This window comes from Rouxiella sp. S1S-2 (assembly GCF_009208105.1).
Classification (GTDB): Bacteria; Pseudomonadota; Gammaproteobacteria; order Enterobacterales; family Enterobacteriaceae; genus Rouxiella.
Genome location: NZ_WFKL01000001.1, coordinates 1 through 21034 on the forward strand (window position 1 = coordinate 1; position 21034 = coordinate 21034).

A 21034-nucleotide genomic window follows, 5' to 3' on the forward strand; every position below is an offset into this window, starting at 1 on the left:
CTGACCATGCGGGCGGCGAGCAAACCTTCTGTGTTCATGTCATGTTCCTGATGATGTGCAAAAATTTATAAGAATGTACGAAATATTAATTTATAGACAAAAGAAAAACCGCAAAGCGCTTGCCGTGCGGTTTACTAGATTTATCACAGATTTTTATTTAATTAACGAAATTTATGCGCCCAGATAGGCAGAGCGCACCGCTTCGTTAGCTAAAAGCGCCTCTCCGCTGTCTTCAAGCACCACGTGGCCGTTTTCGAGCACATAACCCCTGTCGGCCAGCTTCAACGCCTGATTAGCATTTTGCTCAACCAAAAAGATCGTCATGCCCTCTTCGCGCAGAAGCTGAATAGTGTCAAAAATCTGCTGGATGATGATGGGTGCCAGTCCGAGCGAGGGTTCGTCGAGCAGCAGCAGCCTCGGCTGGCTCATCAGTGCGCGGCCAATCGCCAGCATCTGCTGCTCTCCGCCCGACATCGTGCCCGAACGCTGCGCCCGCCGCTCTTTAAGACGCGGAAACAGTGTAAATACCCGCTCAAGGCGCTGCTGGTACTGGTCACGCGCGGCAAAAAATCCGCCCATCGCCAGGTTCTCTTCAACGGTCATGCGCGAAAATACCCGACGCCCCTCGGGTACAATTGCGATGTCGCCGCGCATGATCCGCGCCGTCGGCCACTGGGTAATGTCCTGATCTTCAAAAACGATCGACCCCTGCGAGGCACGCGGTTCTCCGCACAGTGAACCCAGCAGGGTGGTTTTACCCGCACCATTAGCGCCAATCAGTGTGACGATTTCACCTTTGTTAATGTGCAGGCTCACTTGGTGTAGTGCCTGAATTTTGCCGTACTGGGCTGATACCTGATTAAATGACAACATCTTTTACCCCTCGCCCAAATACGCACGGATCACGTCTGGATTGTTACGAATTTCATGCGGCGTGCCCTGCGCCAGTGGCGTTCCCTGATTCACGACATAAATCCGGTCCGAAATGCCCATCACAAGTTTCATGTCGTGCTCAATCAGCAGCACGGAAACCTGGTGCTGGTTACGCAATTCGGCGATTAGCTGATTTAACTCTTGGGTTTCACGCGGGTTGAGTCCAGCAGCAGGCTCGTCGAGCATCAGAATTTCTGGCTGAGTCACCATACAGCGCACGATTTCGAGGCGTCGCTGTTGCCCGTAGGCCAGATTGCCCGCTTGACGATTGGCGTGTTCGAGTAAACCAACGCGGTCGAGCCACTGCGCCGCACGGTCAAGCGCATCGGCTTCGGCGCGACGGAATCCCGGCGTTTTGAACAAACCGGCGAGCACGCCACTTTTAAGGTGTTGGTGCTGGGCAACCAGCAGATTTTCAATCACTGTCATTTCGCGAAACAGGCGTACGTGCTGAAAAGTGCGTACCACACCCATACGCGCAATCTTCTGGCCGGGCAGGCCTTCAAGATGCTGTTCGCGCAGTTTGATGGTGCCGCCGCTTGGGCGATAAAAACCGGTCAGGCAGTTAAATACCGTGGTCTTACCGGCTCCGTTTGGTCCGATCAGGGAAACAATTTCCCCCTGATTAAGCTGCAGTGCGACGTTGTTCACCGCCAGCAGCCCGCCAAAGCGCATCGTCAACCCTTCAACGGTCAGTAAAGGTTGCCTATTCATACCTGCTCCTCCTTGACCGCCGCGACCTTGTCGGCCACTTTCAATTTAAGATGTGGCCGTTTCATCGGCAGCAGTCCCTGCGGACGCCAAATCATCATCAGCACCATCAATGCACCCAGCAGTAACATGCTGTATTCGTTGAGGTCACGCATTAGCTCGCGCGACACCACCAGCAGAATTGCTGCCAGAATTACCGCAAACTGCGAGCCCATTCCGCCCAGCACCACAATCGCCAGCACGAAGGCCGACTCGACGAAGGTAAAGGATTCAGGACTGACAAACCCTTGGCGCGCAGCAAACAGGGTACCGGCAAAGCCGGCAAAGGCAGCACTGATGGTAAACGCTGTCAGCTTGATGCGCGTTGGGTTGAGGCCAAGCGAACGGCAGGCGATTTCGTCTTCGCGCAGCGCTTCCCACGCGCGGCCGAGCGGCATGCGCAGCAGTCGATTAATCACAAACAGAGTTAAAATAACCAGCAGCAGCGCGACCAGATACAGGAAAATAATCCTGTCGCCCGGGTCGTAGCTCAGCCCAAAGAAATGGCTGAACGTGTCCCAGCCTCCTTCACGCGCGGAGCGGCTGAACTCGAGTCCAAATAGCGTGGGCTTGGGGATCTGGCTGATGCCGTTGGGGCCACCGGTTATCTCGGTATTGTTGAGCAGCAAAATACGCACGATTTCGCCGAAGCCCAGCGTCACAATGGCAAGATAGTCTCCGCGCAGCCTCAATACCGGGAAGCCCAACAGGAAACCAAAGGCCGCCGAAACCAGCCCCGCCAGCGGTAATGCTTCCCAGAAACCGATGCCGTAATAGTGATTGAGCAGTGCGTAGGTGTAGGCACCAATTGCGTAGAAGCCGCCATAGCCCAGCACCAACAGGCCCGAAAGGCCAACCACCACGTTGAGCCCTAGCCCCAGCATGATGTAGATGAGCGTCAGCGTGGCGATATCCACCGTGCCGCGCGAAACGATAAACGGCCAGGCAACGGCGGCAATAATCATCAGCAGCGCCAGCCATTTTTGCTTCGGCGTGGAGCCGTCAAAGCTCGGCAAAACCCAGCTTGGGCCAGAGACTTTTTTCAGCCCTTTTTGCAGCAGCGGCCGAAACAGCTGAAACACAAAGACCACCGCGCAGCCGGCCGCAATCCAGTACCAACGCACAACGTCTGCACCGTGAACCACCAGCCGCGTGCCGTCGAGACTGAGCTGCAGCCCCATGATAAACGACGCCAACACCAGTAAAACCAATGCCGAAACCAGCGCATTGAGCAGGTTAAGATGCTTCATACTTTCTCAACCTCCGGACGACCCAAGATCCCGGTTGGCAGAACCAGCAACACCACAATCAGCAGCGCAAAGGAGACAACGTCTTTGTACTCGGTGCTGAGATACGCCGAGGTCAACGCTTCGGCCACCCCCAAAATCAGGCCGCCTATCATCGCGCCAGGAATACTGCCGATACCGCCCAAGACGGCGGCCGTGAAGGCTTTCATGCCGGCCATAAAGCCGATGTACGGGTTAATCACGCCGTAAAATTGCCCCAAAAGCACGCCTGCGACGGCAGCCATTAGCGCGCCGATAACAAAGGTCAGAGAAATTACGCGATCGGTGCTTATCCCCAGCAGGCTGGCCATTTTCAAGTCTTCAGCACAGGCGCGGCAGGCACGCCCCATGCGGGAATAGCGAATAAACAGCGTCAATGACAGCATCGCGATAAAAGTCACCACCCAGATAATCAGCTGCATGGTGCTGATAGTGGCGGCAAAACCGTTGGTTTCGCCCAGCGTCCACTGGCCGGTGACGAGGCTCGGTAACGCCAAGTCACGCGAGCCCTGGGTCAGGCTCACGTAGTTTTGCAGGAAAATAGACATCCCGATGGCGGAAATAAGCGCAATCAGTCTTTTGGAATTACGCACCGGCTTATAGGCGACGCGCTCAATGCTCCAGCCATAGGCGCTGGAAATGACGATAGCTGCGATAAATCCGGCACCTATTAGCAACCAGCTTGCGTCAATGCCCATCATCATCAGCGCGGCAATCACGATAAAGGAGACATAGCTGCCAATCATGTACACCTCGCCGTGGGCGAAGTTGATCATGCCGATAATGCCGTAAACCATGGTGTAGCCGATGGCGATCAGCGCGTAGGTGCTGCCCAGGGTCACACCGTTAAACATCTGCTGGATAAAATAGAGAAACTGCTCTGACATACCTTGAACCTTAATTTCACTCCAGCTCGTGGGCATAGCGCTGCAACAGGGGCTACAGCGCTAATGACGATGGCCGAGAGTGTTAAAATTATTACTTAATTGGCGTAGAAGTGCCGTCGGCGTGCCATTCGAAGATGCCAAACTCGAAGCCTTTCAAATCACCCTTCTCATCCCAGCTTAGCGGGCCCATCACGGTATCGACCGGTGCTGATTTAAGATTTTTGACGATATCCGCCGGTTCCATGCTGCCGCTGCGGGTCATACCGGTGGTCAACGCCTGCAGTGCTGCATAGGTAGTCCAGACGAACGGACCGGTTGGGTCGAGTTTTTTAGCCTTCAGCGCATCAACGATTGGCTGGTTGGCAGGGACCTGGTCGTAACGTTTTGGCAGTGTTACCAGCATGCCTTCGGATGCAGCCCCGGCAATGTTGGACAGTGAGGAGTTACCCACGCCTTCCGGGCCCATAAACTTGGCGTTTAAACCGGCCTGTTTGGACTGGCGCAGGATCTGGCCCATTTCCGGGTAGTAGCCGCCGAAATAGACAAAATCAACGTTCTCTTTTTTCAATCGCGCCACCAGCGTGGAGAAATCTTTATCCCCCGCCGTAATACCTTCAAACAGCACCACGTTGCCGCCGGATTTCTTCAGGCTGTCCTGTACAGAACGCGCCAGACCTTCACCGTACTGCTGCTTGTCGTGAATAACTGCGATGCGCTGAGGTTTGATGGTACTGAGGATATATTTAGCCGCGGTTGGACCCTGATCGGAGTCCAGGCCGGTGGTACGCATAATCATCTTGTAACCACGGGTGGTTAGGTCGGCATTGGTCGCCGCTGGCGTAATCATAATCACGCCTTCGTCTTCATAAATATCTGATGCAGGCTGAGTAGAAGAAGAGCACAGGTGACCAATAACGTAGCGAATGCCGTCGTTGATGACTTTGTTAGCGACAGCCACAGCCTGTTTAGGGTCACAGGCGTCGTCATATTCAACGCCGACCAGCTTGTCGCCCTTAATACCGCCTTTGGCGTTAATATCGGCAATCGCCTGTTTTGCACCGGTAAATTCCATATCGCCGTATTGGGCAACCGGTCCGGACATCGCGCCAACGATGGCAACTTTAATGTCCTTGGCCATGGCTGAGTGGCCAAGTGCCAAAGCAACACAGCCCGCTAACCAGATTTTACCCTTTGTTAATTTCATCCTGACTACCCCGTTTGATTATGTTGTGATGTCGTATATCCACCTGCTTAAAACATGCTCACACAAGGCTTTCGCCATAAGTAATAATGAGTTAGCAGGTTTTTTTGGTCTTATTCACTAATAAAACGCTTATTTATCACATCATTAAACAGGAATTTTCTTCTGCAAATCAAATCTCACACTCAGAAATATGAGGTGTAAACAGAATTTTATTTGGGGTTAAACGCGGCAAATTGCGAGGTTATCAGCGGTTAAAACTGCTTATCAAAAATTAGACCGCCGTTTATATTTTATACATCGATGCGGAAAATATTTTCTAACTGTTACCGTACAAAAAAAGTTACGCACCATTGTGAGGGTTATCCAGTACACTATTCGTCGTCCTTTTCTCTTTGTTCTCTGTGCCTAAACCATGAAATTAACCATCGTAAAACTCGACAAACTTACCCCGCAGGATGAAATCGATTTAGCCAAAATTTGGCCGCAGCAGCAGTGCGCTGACTGGCACAGCGGCATCGTTGGGCAACGGATGATTTTTGCTGCGCGATTTAACGATAGACTCTTGGCGGCGGTAAAAGTGTCAGTGGCAGGTACCAAGGCTGAATTAGGTGATTTGTGCGTGCGCGAGGTTACGCGCAGACGCGGCGTAGGCTTTTATCTGATCGAGGATTTACAGCGACAGCTTCCCGAGATACAGACTTTTTCGATGCAGGCACAGTCCGGCATTACTCAGGCTGACAGTGCGGTATTCAACGCCTTTATGCTGGCGTGTGGTTTCAGGCAGGTGGATAATAGCTGGCAGAAAGGTCGGACTCACTAGTCAGGTTCTGTTCTCTAGCCATAAAAAAAGCGACCTCACTGGGTCGCTTTTTTGCATGATACCGGCTGTTCACAGACAATTTATTCAAAGACAATAAATCAGGCTTCGATAGCCAGTCGCAATTTTTTCATCGCATTTTTTTCGAGTTGACGAACGCGCTCAGCGGAAACGCCGTATTTGTCAGCCAGCTCCTGCAGCGTTGACTTGTTATCGTCGTCAAGCCAGCGGGCACGGATAATATCCTGACTACGCTCGTCAAGGCCTTCCATCGCGAAGGTCAGTTTGTCGGCCGCATTCGTTTCCCAGTTGTCTTCTTCGATACTTTCAGCGAAGTCAGAGCTTTTATCCTGCAGATACAGCATAGGCGCCATTGCCTGACCATCACGCGGCTCTTCGTCCGGCGTTGGGTCAAAGGTCATGTCCTGCGCCGCCATGCGGGATTCCATTTCCAGCACATCTTTGCTGGTTACGCCAAGCTCGCGGGCAACGTGTTCGACTTCTTCATGACTAAACCAACCCAGACGCTGCTTGTTTTTGCGCAGGTTAAAGAACAACTTGCGTTGTGCTTTAGTGGTTGCCACTTTCACGATACGCCAGTTACGCAGCACGTACTCGTGGATCTCTGCTTTGATCCAGTGCACGGCGAAGGAAACCAGACGTACACCGACCTCGGGATTAAAACGGCGAACCGCTTTCATCAGGCCAATGTTGCCTTCCTGAATAAGGTCAGCCTGCGGCAGACCGTAACCGGAATAATTACGGGCGATATGAGCGACAAAGCGCAGGTGAGACAGGATTAGCTGTTTAGCTGCTTCCAGATCGCCCTCGTAATGCAGCCGTTCAGCCAGTGCCCGTTCTTCCTCTGCGGTGAGCATAGGATAGGCATTGGCGGCCCTGACATAGGCTTCCAGGCTACCTTGGGGTACTAGTGCTAAAGTTTGCATTTCTTTGGTCATTAAAGCCTCTCTAATGTGACGTAAGAAGGTTTTACACAACGTTATCGCGGAATGAATACCAACGGATCACCGTATTACGACAGCGAAGAACCACTCACATTGCTGCTGATATGACCCTGAAACTCGCTCAAAGTTCATTCATTAGCGCCTTATTCGGCCCAATGACTGTATGCGAGGTGCAGGGAAAATGATTGGGAAATTGTGCTCAAGAGGAAGAGAGTTCGTAAGATCCTAAATAACAGGGATCCTTTAACGCGGACTATTGATATGGGGGTCTTCCCTTGCAACACAACCCACAGCTACAAGGGAAGAGTATACCAAAAAAATCTTATTGTGGTGTAAATCGTCGTAAATGTTGCACCGTTGCCAGGTAGGCCGCGATCCAACCGATCATCGCCGAGATCAACAGCAGCAGCAGGCTTTCGTCCCAGCCTAGCCCGTGAAGATCAAAGGTTGTACCGAATACCGAAGCAACCTGCGTCACGACGGCCTCCAGTCGTAACACCAGCGCTTGTGAAAGAATAAGCGACAGCAGAGCACCGCAAAACCCGAGCATTGCGCCGCCGTTGAGGAATGGCCTCAAGATAAAGCCGTCGGTGGCGCCGATCAGTTTCATTACGTTGATGGTATCGCGGCGGCTGAAAATACTCAGGCGCACGCTGTTACCAATAACCAGGAACACGGCAACGATCATCAAGACGCCAATCATGGCGGCTATTTGCCCCACCAGCCCGGTTAACGCGGCGAGTCGTGCAAACCAACTGTCGTCCATGCGCACTTCATCTACGCCCTGTACAGCGGCAACGCGGTCACGCAAGGTGCTCAGTGTCTTGGAATCTTCAAAGTTCATTTTCGGCGTGATGATCGCCACCGCAGGCAGTGGGTTTTGCTCCAGCATATCCATGGCGCCGCCAAAGCCTGACCAGTTGCGGAACTCGCTCATCGCTTCCTGACGTGAAAGGTAGTTAACCTTATCAACGCCAGCTTCGGCTTTGAGCGCTTTCATCACATTCATAGCCGCGTCATCATCCAGCGATTTATCGAGATAAACCGTTAATTGCGGCGTGGGATACCACTGCTCCGCAGCCTGACTCACGTTTTTCCATACCAGATAGCAGACGCTAGGCAGGGTCAGCGAGATGGCAATGACCATGACGGTTAACAGCGTTGCCAGCGGCTGGCGTAGCATGTCGCGGATGGTGTTGCTCCACGCATAGCGCCACTGCTCGCGGAATCCTCCCTGTAGCGCTTTGCTTTTCGTATCACGTGCGCTCTTGGCCGTGCGGGCCGGCTTAGGACTATTGGCCATGGTAGGCGCCTCCGGCTATTCTTCCCTGACTCAGGGTCAGCGTACGATAGCGACGGCTGGCAATCAGCCCCATGTCGTGGGTTGCCATCAACACGGTGACGCCAACGCGGTTAAACTCTTCAAACAACCGCAAAATCCCCTCCGACAACACTTCGTCCAGGTTACCCGTAGGCTCATCGGCCAGCAGCACCGCAGGTTTGTTCACTACGGCGCGGGCAATACCCACCCGCTGCTGTTCACCGCCGGAAAGTTGAATAGGGAAGTTCTTCGCCTTGTCCAGCAGGCCGACTTTGTCGAGCGCAGCGGACACTCGGCGTCGAATGTCTTCACCACTGGCACCGGCAATGATCAGCGGCATCGCGACATTGTCGTAAACGGTTCTGTCGAGCAGCAGGTGGTGATCCTGAAATATCATGCCAATCTGGCGTCGCAGAAACGGCACTTCGCGCGCCTTCAGGCGGCTAATGTCGTGACCACCAAACAAAATATGGCCAGCGCTCGGGCGTTCAATGCCGCAAATCAATTTCAACAGGGTACTTTTACCGGCACCGGAGTGACCAGTCAAAAACGCCATCTCACCTTGCTGAATGTGGAAATCGACGCCCTGCAGCGCCTGTCGCCCGCCTAGATAAGCTTTACTGACCTGTTCAAAGCGAATCATCCGTATTAATCCTCTCGGGCAAAAAGTGCCTCAATAAAATCGTCAGCCTTAAATGGCCTTAAATCTTCGATACCTTCACCCACACCGATGTAGCGGATAGGGATCTCAAACTGGTCGGCGATGGCAAAAATCACGCCGCCTTTGGCAGTACCATCCAGTTTGGTCAGCGTAATACCTGTCAGACCGACTGCTTCGTTAAACAGTTTTGCCTGACTCACGGCGTTCTGTCCGGTACTGGCATCAAGCGTCAGCATAACCTCATGAGGGGCGTCCTCGTCCAGTTTTTTCATCACCCGGACAATCTTCTTAAGCTCTTCCATCAAATGAGATTTATTCTGCAAACGCCCTGCCGTATCGGCAATCAGCACATCAATTTTTCGTGACTTGGCCGCCTGAATAGCGTCGAAAATCACCGAAGCAGAATCCGCGCCGGTGTGCTGAGCAATCACCGGAATATTATTGCGCTGGCCCCACACCTGAAGCTGCTCTACTGCCGCAGCACGGAAGGTATCACCCGCCGCCAGCATCACCGATTTGCCTTCGGCAGCGAACTGGCGTGCCAATTTACCGATGGTGGTAGTTTTACCGACGCCGTTGACGCCTACCATAAGAATGACATACGGGCTTTTCCCGGTGACATCTAGCGGCTTATCAACTTTAGCCAATATTTCGGACATTTCTTCCTTCAGCTTACCGTACAGTGCTTCCGCATCTTTAAGCTGCTTGCGGCTGGCATGTTCAGTCAACGAAGTAATAATTTTACGGGTTGTTTCAACGCCAACGTCTGCAACCAGCAGTTGTTCTTCGAGTTCTTCGAACAAGTCGTCATCAATTTTCTTACCGCGGAACAGACCAACAAAGCCGGAACCAAGATTCTGACGCGTTTTGACCAGGCTACGTTTTAAACGAGCGAAGAAGCCCTCTTTCGTTGGGCGCTCCTGCTCGGTTTGCTGCGCAAGCGCGGGCAGGCTAACCAGTGGCTCAAGCGCAACCGGTAACTCTTTTTCTTCCGCAATTTCTGGCTCTGGCTCTGGCTCTGGCTCTGGCTCTGGCTCTGGCTCTGGCTCTGGCTCTGGCTCTGGCTCTGAAACAATCTCAACCTGATGTTGATGCGTAGCAACCTCTTCGGTCACCGCCACAATTTCCTGTGCCAGCTCTTCTGCGCTCTGCCTGACAACCGGCTCGGCCACTGCAACAACTTCCGCTTCTACAACCTCAGCGGTAATAGGCTCGGCGTCTGCTGCTTGGGTTTCAGTCACTTTAGCGTCGATAACCTCTGGCGCTTCAACGGCCTCAGGTGCAATTTCAGCAATATCGGCCTCAGCGTGAGCGGGCTCTGACAGGCGCTTGGCCTGCTCTACCGTCTCAACGGGCTGTTCAACCGGCGTTGTCTCTTGCGGCTGTTCTTCTTCCTTGCGACCCCGTCCAAACCAGGAAAGAAAACCGCGTTTTTTCTCTTTTGCCATTTTACAACTTCACTCCACGCCGTTAATTCCCGACGAACGGATTATTAATAGGGTAATAACCTAGCAGTCTATCACTTTCCCTTAAACGCAACACGCCTGAGTGATGAATTCGCTGCTCATACAATCAACTACGTGGTAACAATGCGAAACAGCAGTGACGTCGCGGTAGCCTCCAGAGCATCACACCGGTAGAATAGCCGCTCAAACCGTGTTCCTGACACCCGAAGACTTTTATACAACCAGAATCTACAAGCAAAATTATGGCAAAAAAACCGCAAACTCCGGCTGCTGGCCAAATTCGCCTGATTGGCGGGCAATGGCGTGGACGCAAGCTACCGGTGCCGCATAGCCCAGGACTGCGGCCGACCACCGACAGGGTCAGAGAAACGTTATTTAACTGGCTGGCTCCGGTTATTCAGGGTGCGCGTTGCCTCGACTGCTTTGCCGGCAGCGGTGCGCTCGGTATTGAGGCGCTGTCTCGTTATGCTGGCAGCGCGACGTTACTGGAATTCGAAAAGCCGGTGGCGCAGCAGCTTGAAAAAAATCTGGCACTGCTTAACGCGCAAAATGGCCAAGTGGTTAACGTCAATACGTTGAACTGGCTGTCTAAAAATGGTCAGGTGTATGACGTCGTTTTTCTCGACCCGCCGTTTCGCAAAGGCATTCTGCAAGACACTATTGGCCTGCTCGACGCCAACGGCTGGCTGGCAGACGAGGCCTGGATATACATTGAATCAGAAGTAGAACACGGCGCAATCCCCGTGCCCGCCAGTTGGCGCCTGCATCGGGAAAAGATTGCCGGGCAAGTTGCCTACCGCTTATATCACTGCGAGGTCACGCTTGCTGCTGACGCCTCGCCACAGGAGCAGTCAGATGTTAATTAATATTGGTCGTTTATTGATGCTTTGCATCTGGATTTTTTTGCTGTCTAACATCATTCACCCCTTCCCTAAACCGATGAAATATTTCCTCGATGTAGCGATGGTGTTTATGTTTTTCATGCACGGTTTGCAGGTGATGCTGCTCAAAGCCACTCAGGGTAAAGATCAGGCTCCTATTGGCGCTTGGCTGCAACTGCGTATTTTCCTGTTTGGCGTATTTGAATTAATGGCCTGGCAGAAGAAACAGCCGCCGATGCCGAAGAAGTAATCCTACGCTGATAAGCACTGCGCACGTTCACTGCGCGGTGTCTTAAAGCTATACCAAAGCTAAACCAAACTCTCTGAAATCCCGCTTTACCTCTTCGCGCTAAATTTTAAGTATCTTTTAAGATTGTCGGCCACCCCGTGCCTCTCCTACACTGAAAGCATGAGGTGGAGCGGGTATCGCTCTGCCGTTTTTGGCAGTTCTTTGCTTACTTTTCATAGATAAGGATAAACAATGAGTTGGCCGTTTATTGCTGTATTTCTTTCGGGTTGGCTGTATGTCGACGCGCGCTATCGTGGGCCTCGCTGGCAGGGATGGGTGTTCAAACCTGTCACCCTGCTGCTGCTGATGCTGCTCGCCTGGCAGGCACCGGTAATGGGCACCAACGGTTATCTGATTGTGCTGGGCCTGATGGCCACGCTGATTGCCGATGCGCTGCTGCTGCTGCCCCGCGAGCGTTATCTGTATGCCATCGGGGCTTTTTTCCTGTCGCATCTTCTCTATACCCTGAGTTTTGCCAGCCAGATGAGCTTTACCTTTTTCTGGCCACTGCCGGCAATACTGGCGGTCGTCGGCGTGATATTACTGGCGATTATCTGGAGCAGGCTCGAGGAAATGCGCTGGGCGGTGATGACCTTTATCGTCATGACGCTGTTAATGGTGTGGGTTGCCGGTGAACAATACTTTTACCGCAGCACCGACTTGGCTTTTTCGGTATTGTGTGGCTCAATTTTGCTGCTGCTGGCCAATATTGTGTGGACTATCAGTCACTACCGCTTCAAGTTCCGCGCCGCCGATGCGATTGTTGCCGCCTGCTATTTTGCCGGACACTTCCTGATCGTACGCTCGCTTTATCTTTAATCGACGTTTTCGACTTGACCCTGGAGTTTACTCCAGGGTGTAGACTCCTGAAATCAGCGCTCAACAACGCGCATCAGGAGATTCTATGTCAACACAACAGCATCATCATTCCAAACGCTGTGGCACAAGCTGCGCGTCCTCCGCGCCTCGCGCAATGGCATTTAAGAAAATCACCCCCATCAAGCCAGCGGGCCCACATCCGGCGAGTTGCTGCAGCGAATCAGGCCCAGTAACCACCACGTCGTGTTGTAACGTAACGCCACCCAGTGAGCACTCACCCACTCAAGAGAGCTGCTGTAGTGATGGCAGTGACGGCGGAGGTGGTGATGAGGAAAGCCCCAGCGATATAGGCGCAGCAGCCCCTGATAGCCAGCGCTACAGTTGGCTGGTCTCCGGTATGGACTGCCCCAGCTGTGCGCGCAAGATTGAAAATGCGGTCAGCGGCCTGCCTCATGTCAACAATGCGAAAGTACTGTTTGCTACCGAAAAACTGGTTGTCGATGCCAATGAGGATATTTCTTCACAGGTAATAAACGCCGTCACCGCCGCCGGCTTTACGCTAAAAAAATCAGATCTTCCTCAGGTTGCGCCCTCTCGCCTGAAAGAAAATGCCCCGCTTATCGGCCTGATAATCATGATGCTGCTCAGCACCGCGCTGGCACAGTTTACTCATCCTTGGGGCAACATCGCCTTTATCGTTACTACGCTGGTGGGGCTTTGGCCGGTATTGGTTCAGGCAATCAAACAAACGCGCAGCGGTACGCCGTTTGCCATCGAAACCTTGATGAGCATTGCCGCCATCGGCGCGCTGTTTATCGGCGCGACCGCCGAGGCCGCTATGGTGCTGCTGCTGTTTATGGTCGGTGAAAAGCTTGAGGCCTTTGCCGCCAGCCGCGCCCGCAGTGGCATAAAAGCCCTGATGGCCTTGATTCCTGAAAGTGCGCAGAAAAAAGTAGCCGGTAAACTGCAAACCGTGCCGGTCGCCAGCCTGCAGCAAAACGACATCATTGAAGTCGCCGCCGGTGGGCGTCTGCCGGTGGATGCTGTGCTAGTGCAGGCCGCCGCAAGCTTTGACGAAAGTGCATTGACCGGCGAGTCCGTGCCTGTCGAGCGCCAGCCGGGCGAGAAAGTTCCAGCAGGCAGCCTGTGTATCGACAGCGTTGCGCAACTGCAGGTCGCCTCGGCCCCAGGGCAAAGCGCCATTGACCGAATCCTGCAGTTGATTGAAGAAGCCGAAGAGCGTCGCGCGCCTATCGAGCGCTTCCTCGACACCTTCAGTCGTTACTACACGCCGGTCATTATGCTAATGGCGCTGCTGGTCATTATTATCCCGCCGCTGGCTATGGGCCTGCCTTGGGATACCTGGATTTATCGCGGTCTGACGCTGTTGCTGATTGGCTGTCCCTGCGCGCTGGTTATCTCAACGCCTGCCGCCATTACCTCAGGTCTGGCTGCCGCAACGCGTCAGGGTGCGCTAATTAAAGGCGGCGCTGCGCTAGAACAGCTGGCACTGGTAGACACAATTGCGCTAGATAAAACCGGTACTTTGACTGAGGGCAAACCGGAAGTCACCGACACTGTTTTGCTGGCCGATGTGCCGGTAGAGCAGGTGCTGGCGATGGCGGCGGCGGTGGAAGCTGGCTCGCATCATCCGCTGGCAAAAGCCATTATTGCCGCCGCTGCAGCTCATCCGCCACTGACTGCCGATCGACGCAAAGCACTGGCCGGCGTTGGGGTTGAGGGCTGGGTGAATGATAAGCACGTGCTGGTCGCGGCACCTAAACATCTGCCTCAGAACACGTTAACGCCTGTCGCGATTGCGCAAATTACTGCGTTGGAATCAGACGGCAAAACGGTTGTCGTGGTGCTTGTAGAACAGCGCGTTCTTGGCCTGCTGGCAATGCAGGACAAACTGCGTGAAGATGCCGTTAGCGCACTGGCAGAGTTGAAAAGCCTGGGGATTGAGACGGTGATGCTGACCGGTGATAACCCACTGGCCGCGCGCAGTATTGCTGCAAGGCTAGGCATTGATTTCAAGGCGGGGTTACTGCCCGCGGACAAAGTACAGGCAGTGGCCGAATTAGGTCAGCACCGCGTGACTGCAATGGTTGGTGACGGCATTAACGATGCCCCAGCAATGAAGGCAGCGCGTATTGGCATCGCGATGGGCAGCGGCACTGACGTCGCGTTAGAAACAGCGGACGCCGCACTGACCCACAATCGCTTAAGCGGACTGGCGCATATGATCCGCCTTTCACGGGCAACGCGCGCCAATATTCGCCAAAACATTAGTATTGCGCTTGGCCTGAAGGCTATTTTCCTGGTCACCACGCTGATGGGACTCACCGGCCTGTGGCTGGCCGTGTTGGCAGATTCGGGTGCAACCGCGCTGGTGACCGCCAATGCGCTGCGCCTACTCAGGAAAAAATCATAAAAAAATCAGTTTTGTAGTGCGGTCCCGCGCGTAAAATGCGCTGACTAAGGGCACTGGCGTGTTTAAACGCCGGTGCCTTTTTTCAACAGAAAGCGGTAAGGCAGTTGTTCGGTATCAAACGCCAGCAAAGTATGCTCCATAAAGCGGCAGAAGCCGGGAATGTCGCGAGTGGTCGCAGGATCGTCAGCAATAATCAGCAGCGTTTCGCCGTCGTTCATCTTGCGCACCGCTTTGCGCACCATCATCACTGGCTCCGGGCAGCGCAGGCCCTGTGCATCTAACTGTTGGTCCGCATGGTCAAAGGGGTCGTTCATGTCTGTTCTCTTCATCACCGATAACATATTGCGCGACAGTTTACCCCGCATTTCCACCGGTGCAAGCCGCCGTTGCGGCACCCACGGTGAAACAAGGGGGATAGTATTTTGTTGCGCAAACGGATAGTATGCGCGCCGCGGCGGTAAAATCGTCGTCTTTAGCACGAAATTTAATCTACTGGCCGTTTTTGCCGTAGACATTATTGGGTTCCCTCACCCCAACCACTAAAAAGGTCACAATTTATGTACTCCTTTTCTGCTCAACAGCGGTTTTCCGCGTTGATATGGCTTGCGCTATTCCATATCGCCATCATCACCTCCAGCAACTATCTGGTGCAACTGCCTGTCTCCATCTTTGGGTTTACCACCACCTGGGGCGCATTTACGTTCCCATTTATTTTCCTGGCCACTGACCTGACGGTACGTATTTTTGGTGCTCCGCTGGCTCGCCGCATCATTTTGTCAGTGATGCTGCCTGCGCTGGCCATCTCCTACGTTATCTCTGCACTGTTCTATCAGGGAAGCTGGCAGGGGTTTGCTTCGCTCGGCAGTCTGAACGTAATGGTCGCACGCATCGCCACGGCAAGCTTTATGGCCTACGTGCTCGGGCAAATCCTTGATGTACAGGTATTTAACCGTCTGCGTCAACGCAATAGCTGGTGGGTAGCCCCTACGGCCGCGATGTTCCTGGGCAATATCAGCGATACGCTGGCGTTCTTCTTTATTGCCTTCTATAAAAGCAGCGACGCATTTATGGCGCAACACTGGGTTGAAATTGCGTTGGTCGACTACAGTTTCAAATTGCTCATTTGTCTGATTTTCTTCCTGCCAATGTACGGTATGCTGTTGAATGTCCTACTTAAGCGCCTTGCTCAATCAGGTAAAACCGATGCTGTGCACTTTAACGACGACACAAAAACCGCCAATATCTAACTTGCTTTTCGGCGTTGAATAGGTTGCCATAAAGGCCGTGAAGTCAATTACCTATACCCGTTGCGCTAAGTGACGGGGTAGAGTGCGTGAAACTTAAAGGAAGCCCTATGCACAAATTAGCCAAGTTTATGGGAATAACGCTGCTGGTTGCCGGTTTGGCCGCCTGCGATGGCAAAACTGATGATAAAACCGCATCGGCAGATAAGGGCGCAGCGCCAGCAGCCACGGCAGCAATGCAGCCAATAAGCCTGCTTGACGGCAAAGTTTCGTTTTCACTGCCCCAAGGCATGAGCGACCAGAGCGGTAAGCTCGGCACACAGGCTAACAACATGCACGTTTATGCAGACAAAACCGGGCAAAAAGCAGTGATTGTTATTCTGGGCGACTCAACGCCTGACTCACTGGAAACCATTGCCAACCGCCTGGAACAGCAACAGCATGAACGTGACACCAATCTGCAGGTGGTGACTAACAAATCTATCCAGGTTAATGGCCAGACGCTGCAACAGTACGACAGCGTGATTAATTCTGCCGGTCAGAAAGCCTACTCATCAATCGTACTGGCTAAAATCGACAACCAGTTGATGACGATGCAAATTACCCTGCCAGCGGATAATCAGCAGCAGGCGCAGACTGACGCCGAGTCCATTATCAGCACCTTGAAAGTTCAGTAAGTCATTCAAAACGTATTAAACGCGGAGGGAACTGCCTCTCTCCGCGCAGTGTCTTCCCCTCAGCCTCACCCGCCATTTCGCTCAAAAACGAACACAAATGCGCATTAAATTCCAGATTAAGTCTTAAAACGTGATCTCTCCCCGCCAATTTACCTGCATCAATATTTCAAATTGTTAATAAATCCGGCAGAATCTGCTCTTGATTCATAAATCTGTAACATTAATGTCATAAATCCAATCCATCTTCGCGCCTCGGACTCTAATGACGCTCGTTATGGAACATTTCAATACCCAGGGAATATGCCTCGGAGGCATCCATGCTAAGTATTTTCAAACCTGCAGCCCACATTGCGCCGGTTGACGACACTCATATCGATCCACTCTATCGCCGCCTGCGCTGGCAAATATTTATCGGCATCTTCTTCGGCTACGCCGCCTACTACCTGGTGCGCAAGAACTTTGCGTTGGCAATGCCATATTTGGTTGAGCAAGGCTTCTCGCGCGGCGACCTCGGTCTGGCGCTGTCGGGGATTTCCATCGCCTACGGCTTTTCGAAATTTATCATGGGGGCGGTTTCCGACCGTTCAAACCCGCGCATCTTCTTGCCCGCCGGTCTGATTTTATCAGGCGCTGTCATGTTGTTTATGGGCTTTGTGCCTTGGGCAACCTCAAGCATTGCCATCATGTTCGTCCTGTTGTTCCTTTGTGGATGGTTCCAGGGCATGGGTTGGCCACCGTGCGGCAGAACCATGGTGCACTGGTGGTCGCAGAAAGAGCGCGGCGGCATCGTTTCCGTTTGGAACTGCGCGCACAATGTGGGCGGCGGCATTCCTCCGCTGTTGTTCCTGCTGGGTATGGCGTGGTTTAACGACTGGCGCGCAGCGCTCTATATGCCAGCCTTTGCCGCCATTGCGCTGGCAGTATTCGCCTTCGTGATGATGCGTGACACCCCACAGTCCTGCGGCCTGCCGCCGATCGAAGAGTACAAAAATGACTATCCGCCGGACTACGACAAGGACTCGGCAGAAAAAGAGTTAACCGCGAAACAAATTTTCATGCAGTACGTTTTGCCTAACAAGCTGCTGTGGTACATCGCGCTGGCTAACGTGTTCGTCTACCTGCTGCGCTATGGCATTCTGGACTGGTCGCCGACCTATCTGAAAGAGGTAAAACACTTCGCGCTAGACAAGTCTTCGTGGACCTATTTCCTCTATGAATATGCTGGAATTCCGGGGACACTGCTTTGCGGCTGGATGTCGGACAAAGTGTTCAAGGGCAATCGCGGGGCGACCGGTGTGTTCTTCATGACGCTGGTGACTATCGCCACCGTGGTCTACTGGCTCAATCCGGTAGGAAACCCTGGCGTTGATATGGCCTGCATGATAACCATTGGTTTCCTGATTTATGGGCCGGTCATGCTGATTGGTCTGCACGCGCTTGAGCTGGCACCGAAGAAGGCGGCGGGCACGGCGGCAGGCTTTACCGGTCTGTTTGGGTATTTGGGCGGATCGGTCGCGGCAAGTGCCATCGTGGGGTATACGGTGGACAGCTATGGTTGGAACGGCGGCTTTATGCTGATGATTGGCGGCTGCGTGCTGGCGGTGATCCTGCTGCTGATGACCATGTTCAGCGAAAACAAGCACAAGGCGGCGTTAGCAAAACGCGGCTAAGAATTTAGGCAGTAGAAAAATCGACAAATGCCCGCCAATTGCAGAACTGGCGGGCATTTTTTATTTAACAACGGATTAGCGGTCGTTGTTCAAATACATTTTCCGCAGATAGTGAGGCACGGCGTCATCGGCATTGGAACCAATGATTTCGGCATCCGGCATCGCGGCCTTGAGACGCGGCAGTGAACCGCTCATCAGACAGCCCTTACCCGACATATTGAGCATTTCGAGGTCGTTCATGCCATCACCGAACGCGATGCAGTCTTTCAGCGTATAGCCCATCAGCTTGGACACTTCTTCCAGCGCGTGACCTTTTGACACGCCACCGGCCATGACTTCCAGACAGACCGGCAGAGAGAAACTGACATTTACGCGATCGCCCCAGCGCGCGTTGATCGCCTGTTCGAGCGGGATAAGTTTTTCATGATCTTCGCAGGTGAAATACACCTTGGCGATGCCGTCGGTTTCCAGCAGGCCCGGCTCATAAAGTTTGTATTTGAAGATAGACTCTTTAAAAAAGTCATCCTGATCGCGACGATCGCGGTTCATATACCAGTCATCGTCGCGGTAAACGTTGGTCAAAATATCAGGATCGCCGTGCACGATGCCAAACAATTCTTCGGCGATATCCGGGGCAAGGTTATGGCTGAAGATAAGCTCGCCGTCGGTGTTGTGCACGCGCGCACCGTTCGAGGTAATCATATAGGCGCTGATGCCCAGATTGTCGCGAATTTGCCCAACGTCAATGTGGTGACGGCCGGTGGCGAACACAAAGTGAATATCCCGCTGAGTCAACTGCTGCAGGGTCTCTTTGGCAAAAGGGCTCAGGGTATGATCGGGTGACAGCAGCGTGCCGTCTAAATCGGAAGCAACAACATGATACATAACGTTAGGTTCTAACCTCTGATGGAGTTGTGCGCGGAAAACCGCGGGTTAATTTTGTTGCGCAAAGAAGCGCATGATGGCGTCTAGCGCCTGTGCCCGCATAGCGTCCCGCTCGAACAGGATCTCATGGCGTGCGCCTTCAATGACCAGTGGTTTCTCCCCTTCACAGGGGTGCCCGGCGATGGCCATGGCCTGACAAAAAGCGGTGTGTGACCGGTTATCGACGACATGGTCTTCACTCGCCTGTAACAAGAGCAGCGGTGTCGTAATATTTTTGGCTTCTTCGAGTATCTGCATACCCGCCTGAATGCTTTCCCGCACCCAGTGATAAGTTGGGCCGCCGACGCGTAGCTCAGGGTAGTCGGAATAGAAGCGCTGATTGCGTCGATAGCGCTCGCGGCTGTGCGTCAAGCGGTTGACCACAAACGGCAGAGGCCGCCAACTGCCAGTGCCCAGCGCGAAGCCGTCGCGATAAACGGGGCGGCGCTCGGCCCAGTTTAAAATTTTGCGGGTCAACCAGTTTGGCATCCGTAAATAAATGCCGGTCATGGGGGCAGAAAGCACCGCAGCGTCAAAATTATTGGGCTCTCGCGCTAGCAATAAAGCCAATATTGCCCCGCCCATCGAGTGGGCCAGCGCAAATTTTTTAGCGTATCTACGTGGCGCAATTTCAAGCTGATAAAAAGTAGACAGGTCGGTAACGTAGTCGTCAAAATTCTGGACGTGTCCACGATGTGGGTCTTCGAGCAAACGACCGGATCGTCCCTGCCCACGGTGGTCAACGATCATGACGTCGTAACCACAGTGGAAAAGGTCGAACGCCAGCTCTGGGTACTTTACATAACTTTCAATACGCCCGGTTGACACCAGAATGACTTTATTGTGACTGGGCGAACAGAAGCGCACGTAGCGGATTGGGACGTCATCAACCCCTGTAAATTCGCCTTCTTCACGGCTGCGCCAGAAGTCCAGCAGCGGCCCGTTGGCAAAAGCAGAAAAGCCGTATTCTCGCGTTAACCACCGCTCGTAATTTGCTGACATTGGCTGTCCCAGAACTAAAGTGCCGCGTGGAGAAATAAGTTGTTTTCAGGCCGTAGCGCAAATTTTAACAATAGCGTATTGTGCCACAAAAAGAGGCATCTCAATAGATTTCGCGAACCCGATTATTTATTCGGGACTCGGATTCCAAAACTCACTCAGGGATAAGCAATAATGACATTGGACTGGTGGCTAACCTATTTGTTAACGACCTCAATTTTGAGTCTGTCGCCAGGTTCTGGCGCAATCAACACCATGAGCACCGGCATTAGCCACGGCTATCGCGGTTCAGTGGCGTCTATTGCCGGACTGCAGCTCGGGCTCTCGATTCATATCGTGCTGGTAGGAATTGGCCTCGGTGCGCTGGTGTCGCAGTCTTTGCTGGCCTTCGAAATTCTGAAATGGTGCGGCGCCGCCTATCTCATCTGGCTGGGCATTTGCCAATGGCGTGCAGCGGGTGCCATTGATATGAACGCGCTGGCCAGCAGCATGCCGCGTCGCAGGCTGTTTAAACGCGCAGTATTGGTCAATCTGACCAATCCGAAGAGCATCGTGTTTCTCGCCGCGCTTTTCCCGCAGTTTATTATCCCACACCAGCCACAGGTTGCGCAGTATCTGGTATTGGGTGTTACCACGGTGGTGGTCGATATTATTGTGATGATAGGTTATGCCACGCTGGCAAAACGTATTTCGGGCTGGATTAAAGCGCCGAAGCAAATGACCCTGCTCAACCGTATTTTTGGTTCACTGTTTATGATGGTAGGCCTGTTGTTGGCCACTGCGCGCAAGATTTAAAACAAAAAAAGG

21 protein-coding genes are annotated in these 21034 nt (G+C 53.1%); 9 read left to right on the forward strand and 12 right to left on the reverse strand.

Annotated features, from left to right (window positions below):
- Positions 1–171: 171 nt before the first annotated feature.
- From livF to GA565_RS00025, 5 genes are all read right to left on the reverse strand, one after another.
- Positions 172–873, reverse strand: a complete 702-nt coding sequence (gene livF / locus GA565_RS00005) for a high-affinity branched-chain amino acid ABC transporter ATP-binding protein LivF (RefSeq protein WP_152196879.1) — start codon at positions 871–873, stop codon at positions 172–174.
- A gap of 3 nt (positions 874–876) precedes the next feature.
- Positions 877–1647: a high-affinity branched-chain amino acid ABC transporter ATP-binding protein LivG gene (livG, locus tag GA565_RS00010; RefSeq protein ID WP_152196880.1), complete on the reverse strand. Its 771-nt coding sequence runs from the start codon at positions 1645–1647 to the stop codon at positions 877–879.
- Positions 1644–2933, reverse strand: coding sequence for a high-affinity branched-chain amino acid ABC transporter permease LivM (locus tag GA565_RS00015; RefSeq protein ID WP_152196881.1), 1290 nt, complete (start codon positions 2931–2933; stop codon positions 1644–1646). The genes livG and GA565_RS00015 overlap by 4 nt, the downstream gene beginning before the upstream one ends.
- Positions 2930–3856 (reverse strand): high-affinity branched-chain amino acid ABC transporter permease LivH, encoded by a 927-nt coding sequence (gene livH, locus GA565_RS00020; RefSeq protein WP_055773290.1) that lies wholly within the window; start codon positions 3854–3856, stop codon positions 2930–2932. The genes GA565_RS00015 and livH overlap by 4 nt, the downstream gene beginning before the upstream one ends.
- Positions 3857–3947: 91 nt before the next feature.
- Positions 3948–5060, reverse strand: a complete 1113-nt coding sequence (locus GA565_RS00025; RefSeq protein WP_152196882.1) for a branched-chain amino acid ABC transporter substrate-binding protein — start codon at positions 5058–5060, stop codon at positions 3948–3950.
- Between the two features lie 412 nt (positions 5061–5472).
- Here GA565_RS00025 and panM point away from each other — a divergent pair, with 412 nt between their 5' ends.
- The gene (panM, locus tag GA565_RS00030; protein ID WP_152196883.1) at positions 5473–5880 is read left to right on the forward strand and encodes an aspartate 1-decarboxylase autocleavage activator PanM; all 408 of its coding nucleotides are present in this window, start codon (positions 5473–5475) and stop codon (positions 5878–5880) included.
- Between the two features lie 98 nt (positions 5881–5978).
- Here the strand turns inward: panM and rpoH are convergent, their stop codons facing one another.
- From rpoH to ftsY, 4 genes are all read right to left on the reverse strand, one after another.
- Entirely contained in the window at positions 5979–6836 is an 858-nt protein-coding gene (gene rpoH, locus GA565_RS00035) for an RNA polymerase sigma factor RpoH (RefSeq protein WP_152196884.1), read from the reverse strand.
- A 328-nt stretch (positions 6837–7164) separates the two neighbouring features.
- Complete coding sequence (gene ftsX, locus GA565_RS00040) at positions 7165–8145, reverse strand: permease-like cell division protein FtsX (RefSeq protein ID WP_152196885.1); 981 nt, start codon at positions 8143–8145, stop codon at positions 7165–7167.
- A complete protein-coding gene (gene ftsE / locus GA565_RS00045) occupies positions 8135–8806 on the reverse strand; it encodes a cell division ATP-binding protein FtsE (RefSeq protein WP_055773300.1) in 672 nt (223 codons plus the stop codon). Before ftsE ends, ftsX begins: the two co-directional genes overlap by 11 nt.
- Before the next feature lie 5 nt (positions 8807–8811).
- Positions 8812–10272 carry a signal recognition particle-docking protein FtsY gene (ftsY, locus tag GA565_RS00050; protein WP_152196886.1) on the reverse strand — a complete coding sequence of 487 codons (1461 nt, stop codon included), beginning with the start codon at positions 10270–10272 and terminating at the stop codon, positions 8812–8814.
- Between the two features lie 260 nt (positions 10273–10532).
- Between ftsY and rsmD the strand changes: the two genes are divergently transcribed.
- From rsmD to GA565_RS00070, 4 genes are all read left to right on the forward strand, one after another.
- Positions 10533–11156: a 16S rRNA (guanine(966)-N(2))-methyltransferase gene (gene rsmD / locus GA565_RS00055; protein WP_152196887.1), complete on the forward strand. Its 624-nt coding sequence runs from the start codon at positions 10533–10535 to the stop codon at positions 11154–11156.
- Entirely contained in the window at positions 11146–11421 is a 276-nt protein-coding gene (locus GA565_RS00060; RefSeq protein WP_152196888.1) for a DUF1145 family protein, read from the forward strand. Before rsmD ends, GA565_RS00060 begins: the two co-directional genes overlap by 11 nt.
- A 231-nt stretch (positions 11422–11652) precedes the next feature.
- Positions 11653–12279 (forward strand): lysoplasmalogenase, encoded by a 627-nt coding sequence (locus GA565_RS00065; protein WP_152196889.1) that lies wholly within the window; start codon positions 11653–11655, stop codon positions 12277–12279.
- A gap of 85 nt (positions 12280–12364) precedes the next feature.
- Positions 12365–14713: a zinc/cadmium/mercury/lead-transporting ATPase gene (locus GA565_RS00070; RefSeq protein WP_152196890.1), complete on the forward strand. Its 2349-nt coding sequence runs from the start codon at positions 12365–12367 to the stop codon at positions 14711–14713.
- A 62-nt stretch (positions 14714–14775) separates the two neighbouring features.
- On the opposite strand, the gene tusA is transcribed toward GA565_RS00070, so the two are convergent.
- Entirely contained in the window at positions 14776–15027 is a 252-nt protein-coding gene (gene tusA, locus GA565_RS00075) for a sulfurtransferase TusA (protein WP_152201257.1), read from the reverse strand.
- 243 nt (positions 15028–15270) lie between these two features.
- Here tusA and GA565_RS00080 point away from each other — a divergent pair, with 243 nt between their 5' ends.
- The 3 genes from GA565_RS00080 (at position 15271) to glpT (ending at position 18304) form a co-directional block, all read left to right on the forward strand.
- Positions 15271–15960, forward strand: a complete 690-nt coding sequence (locus GA565_RS00080; RefSeq protein ID WP_152196891.1) for a 7-cyano-7-deazaguanine/7-aminomethyl-7-deazaguanine transporter — start codon at positions 15271–15273, stop codon at positions 15958–15960.
- Between the two features lie 107 nt (positions 15961–16067).
- Positions 16068–16634 carry a DcrB family lipoprotein gene (locus GA565_RS00085; protein ID WP_152196892.1) on the forward strand — a complete coding sequence of 189 codons (567 nt, stop codon included), beginning with the start codon at positions 16068–16070 and terminating at the stop codon, positions 16632–16634.
- Between the two features lie 317 nt (positions 16635–16951).
- Complete coding sequence (gene glpT, locus GA565_RS00090) at positions 16952–18304, forward strand: glycerol-3-phosphate transporter (protein ID WP_152196893.1); 1353 nt, start codon at positions 16952–16954, stop codon at positions 18302–18304.
- 75 nt (positions 18305–18379) lie between these two features.
- Here the strand turns inward: glpT and yigL are convergent, their stop codons facing one another.
- Together yigL and pldB are read right to left on the reverse strand one after the other, a co-directional pair.
- Positions 18380–19189, reverse strand: a complete 810-nt coding sequence (gene yigL / locus GA565_RS00095) for a sugar/pyridoxal phosphate phosphatase YigL (protein ID WP_152196894.1) — start codon at positions 19187–19189, stop codon at positions 18380–18382.
- A gap of 48 nt (positions 19190–19237) precedes the next feature.
- Positions 19238–20230 (reverse strand): lysophospholipase L2, encoded by a 993-nt coding sequence (gene pldB, locus GA565_RS00100; RefSeq protein ID WP_152196895.1) that lies wholly within the window; start codon positions 20228–20230, stop codon positions 19238–19240.
- 171 nt (positions 20231–20401) lie between these two features.
- Here pldB and rhtB point away from each other — a divergent pair, with 171 nt between their 5' ends.
- Positions 20402–21022, forward strand: coding sequence for a homoserine/homoserine lactone efflux protein (rhtB, locus tag GA565_RS00105; protein WP_152196896.1), 621 nt, complete (start codon positions 20402–20404; stop codon positions 21020–21022).
- Positions 21023–21034 lie beyond the last annotated feature (12 nt).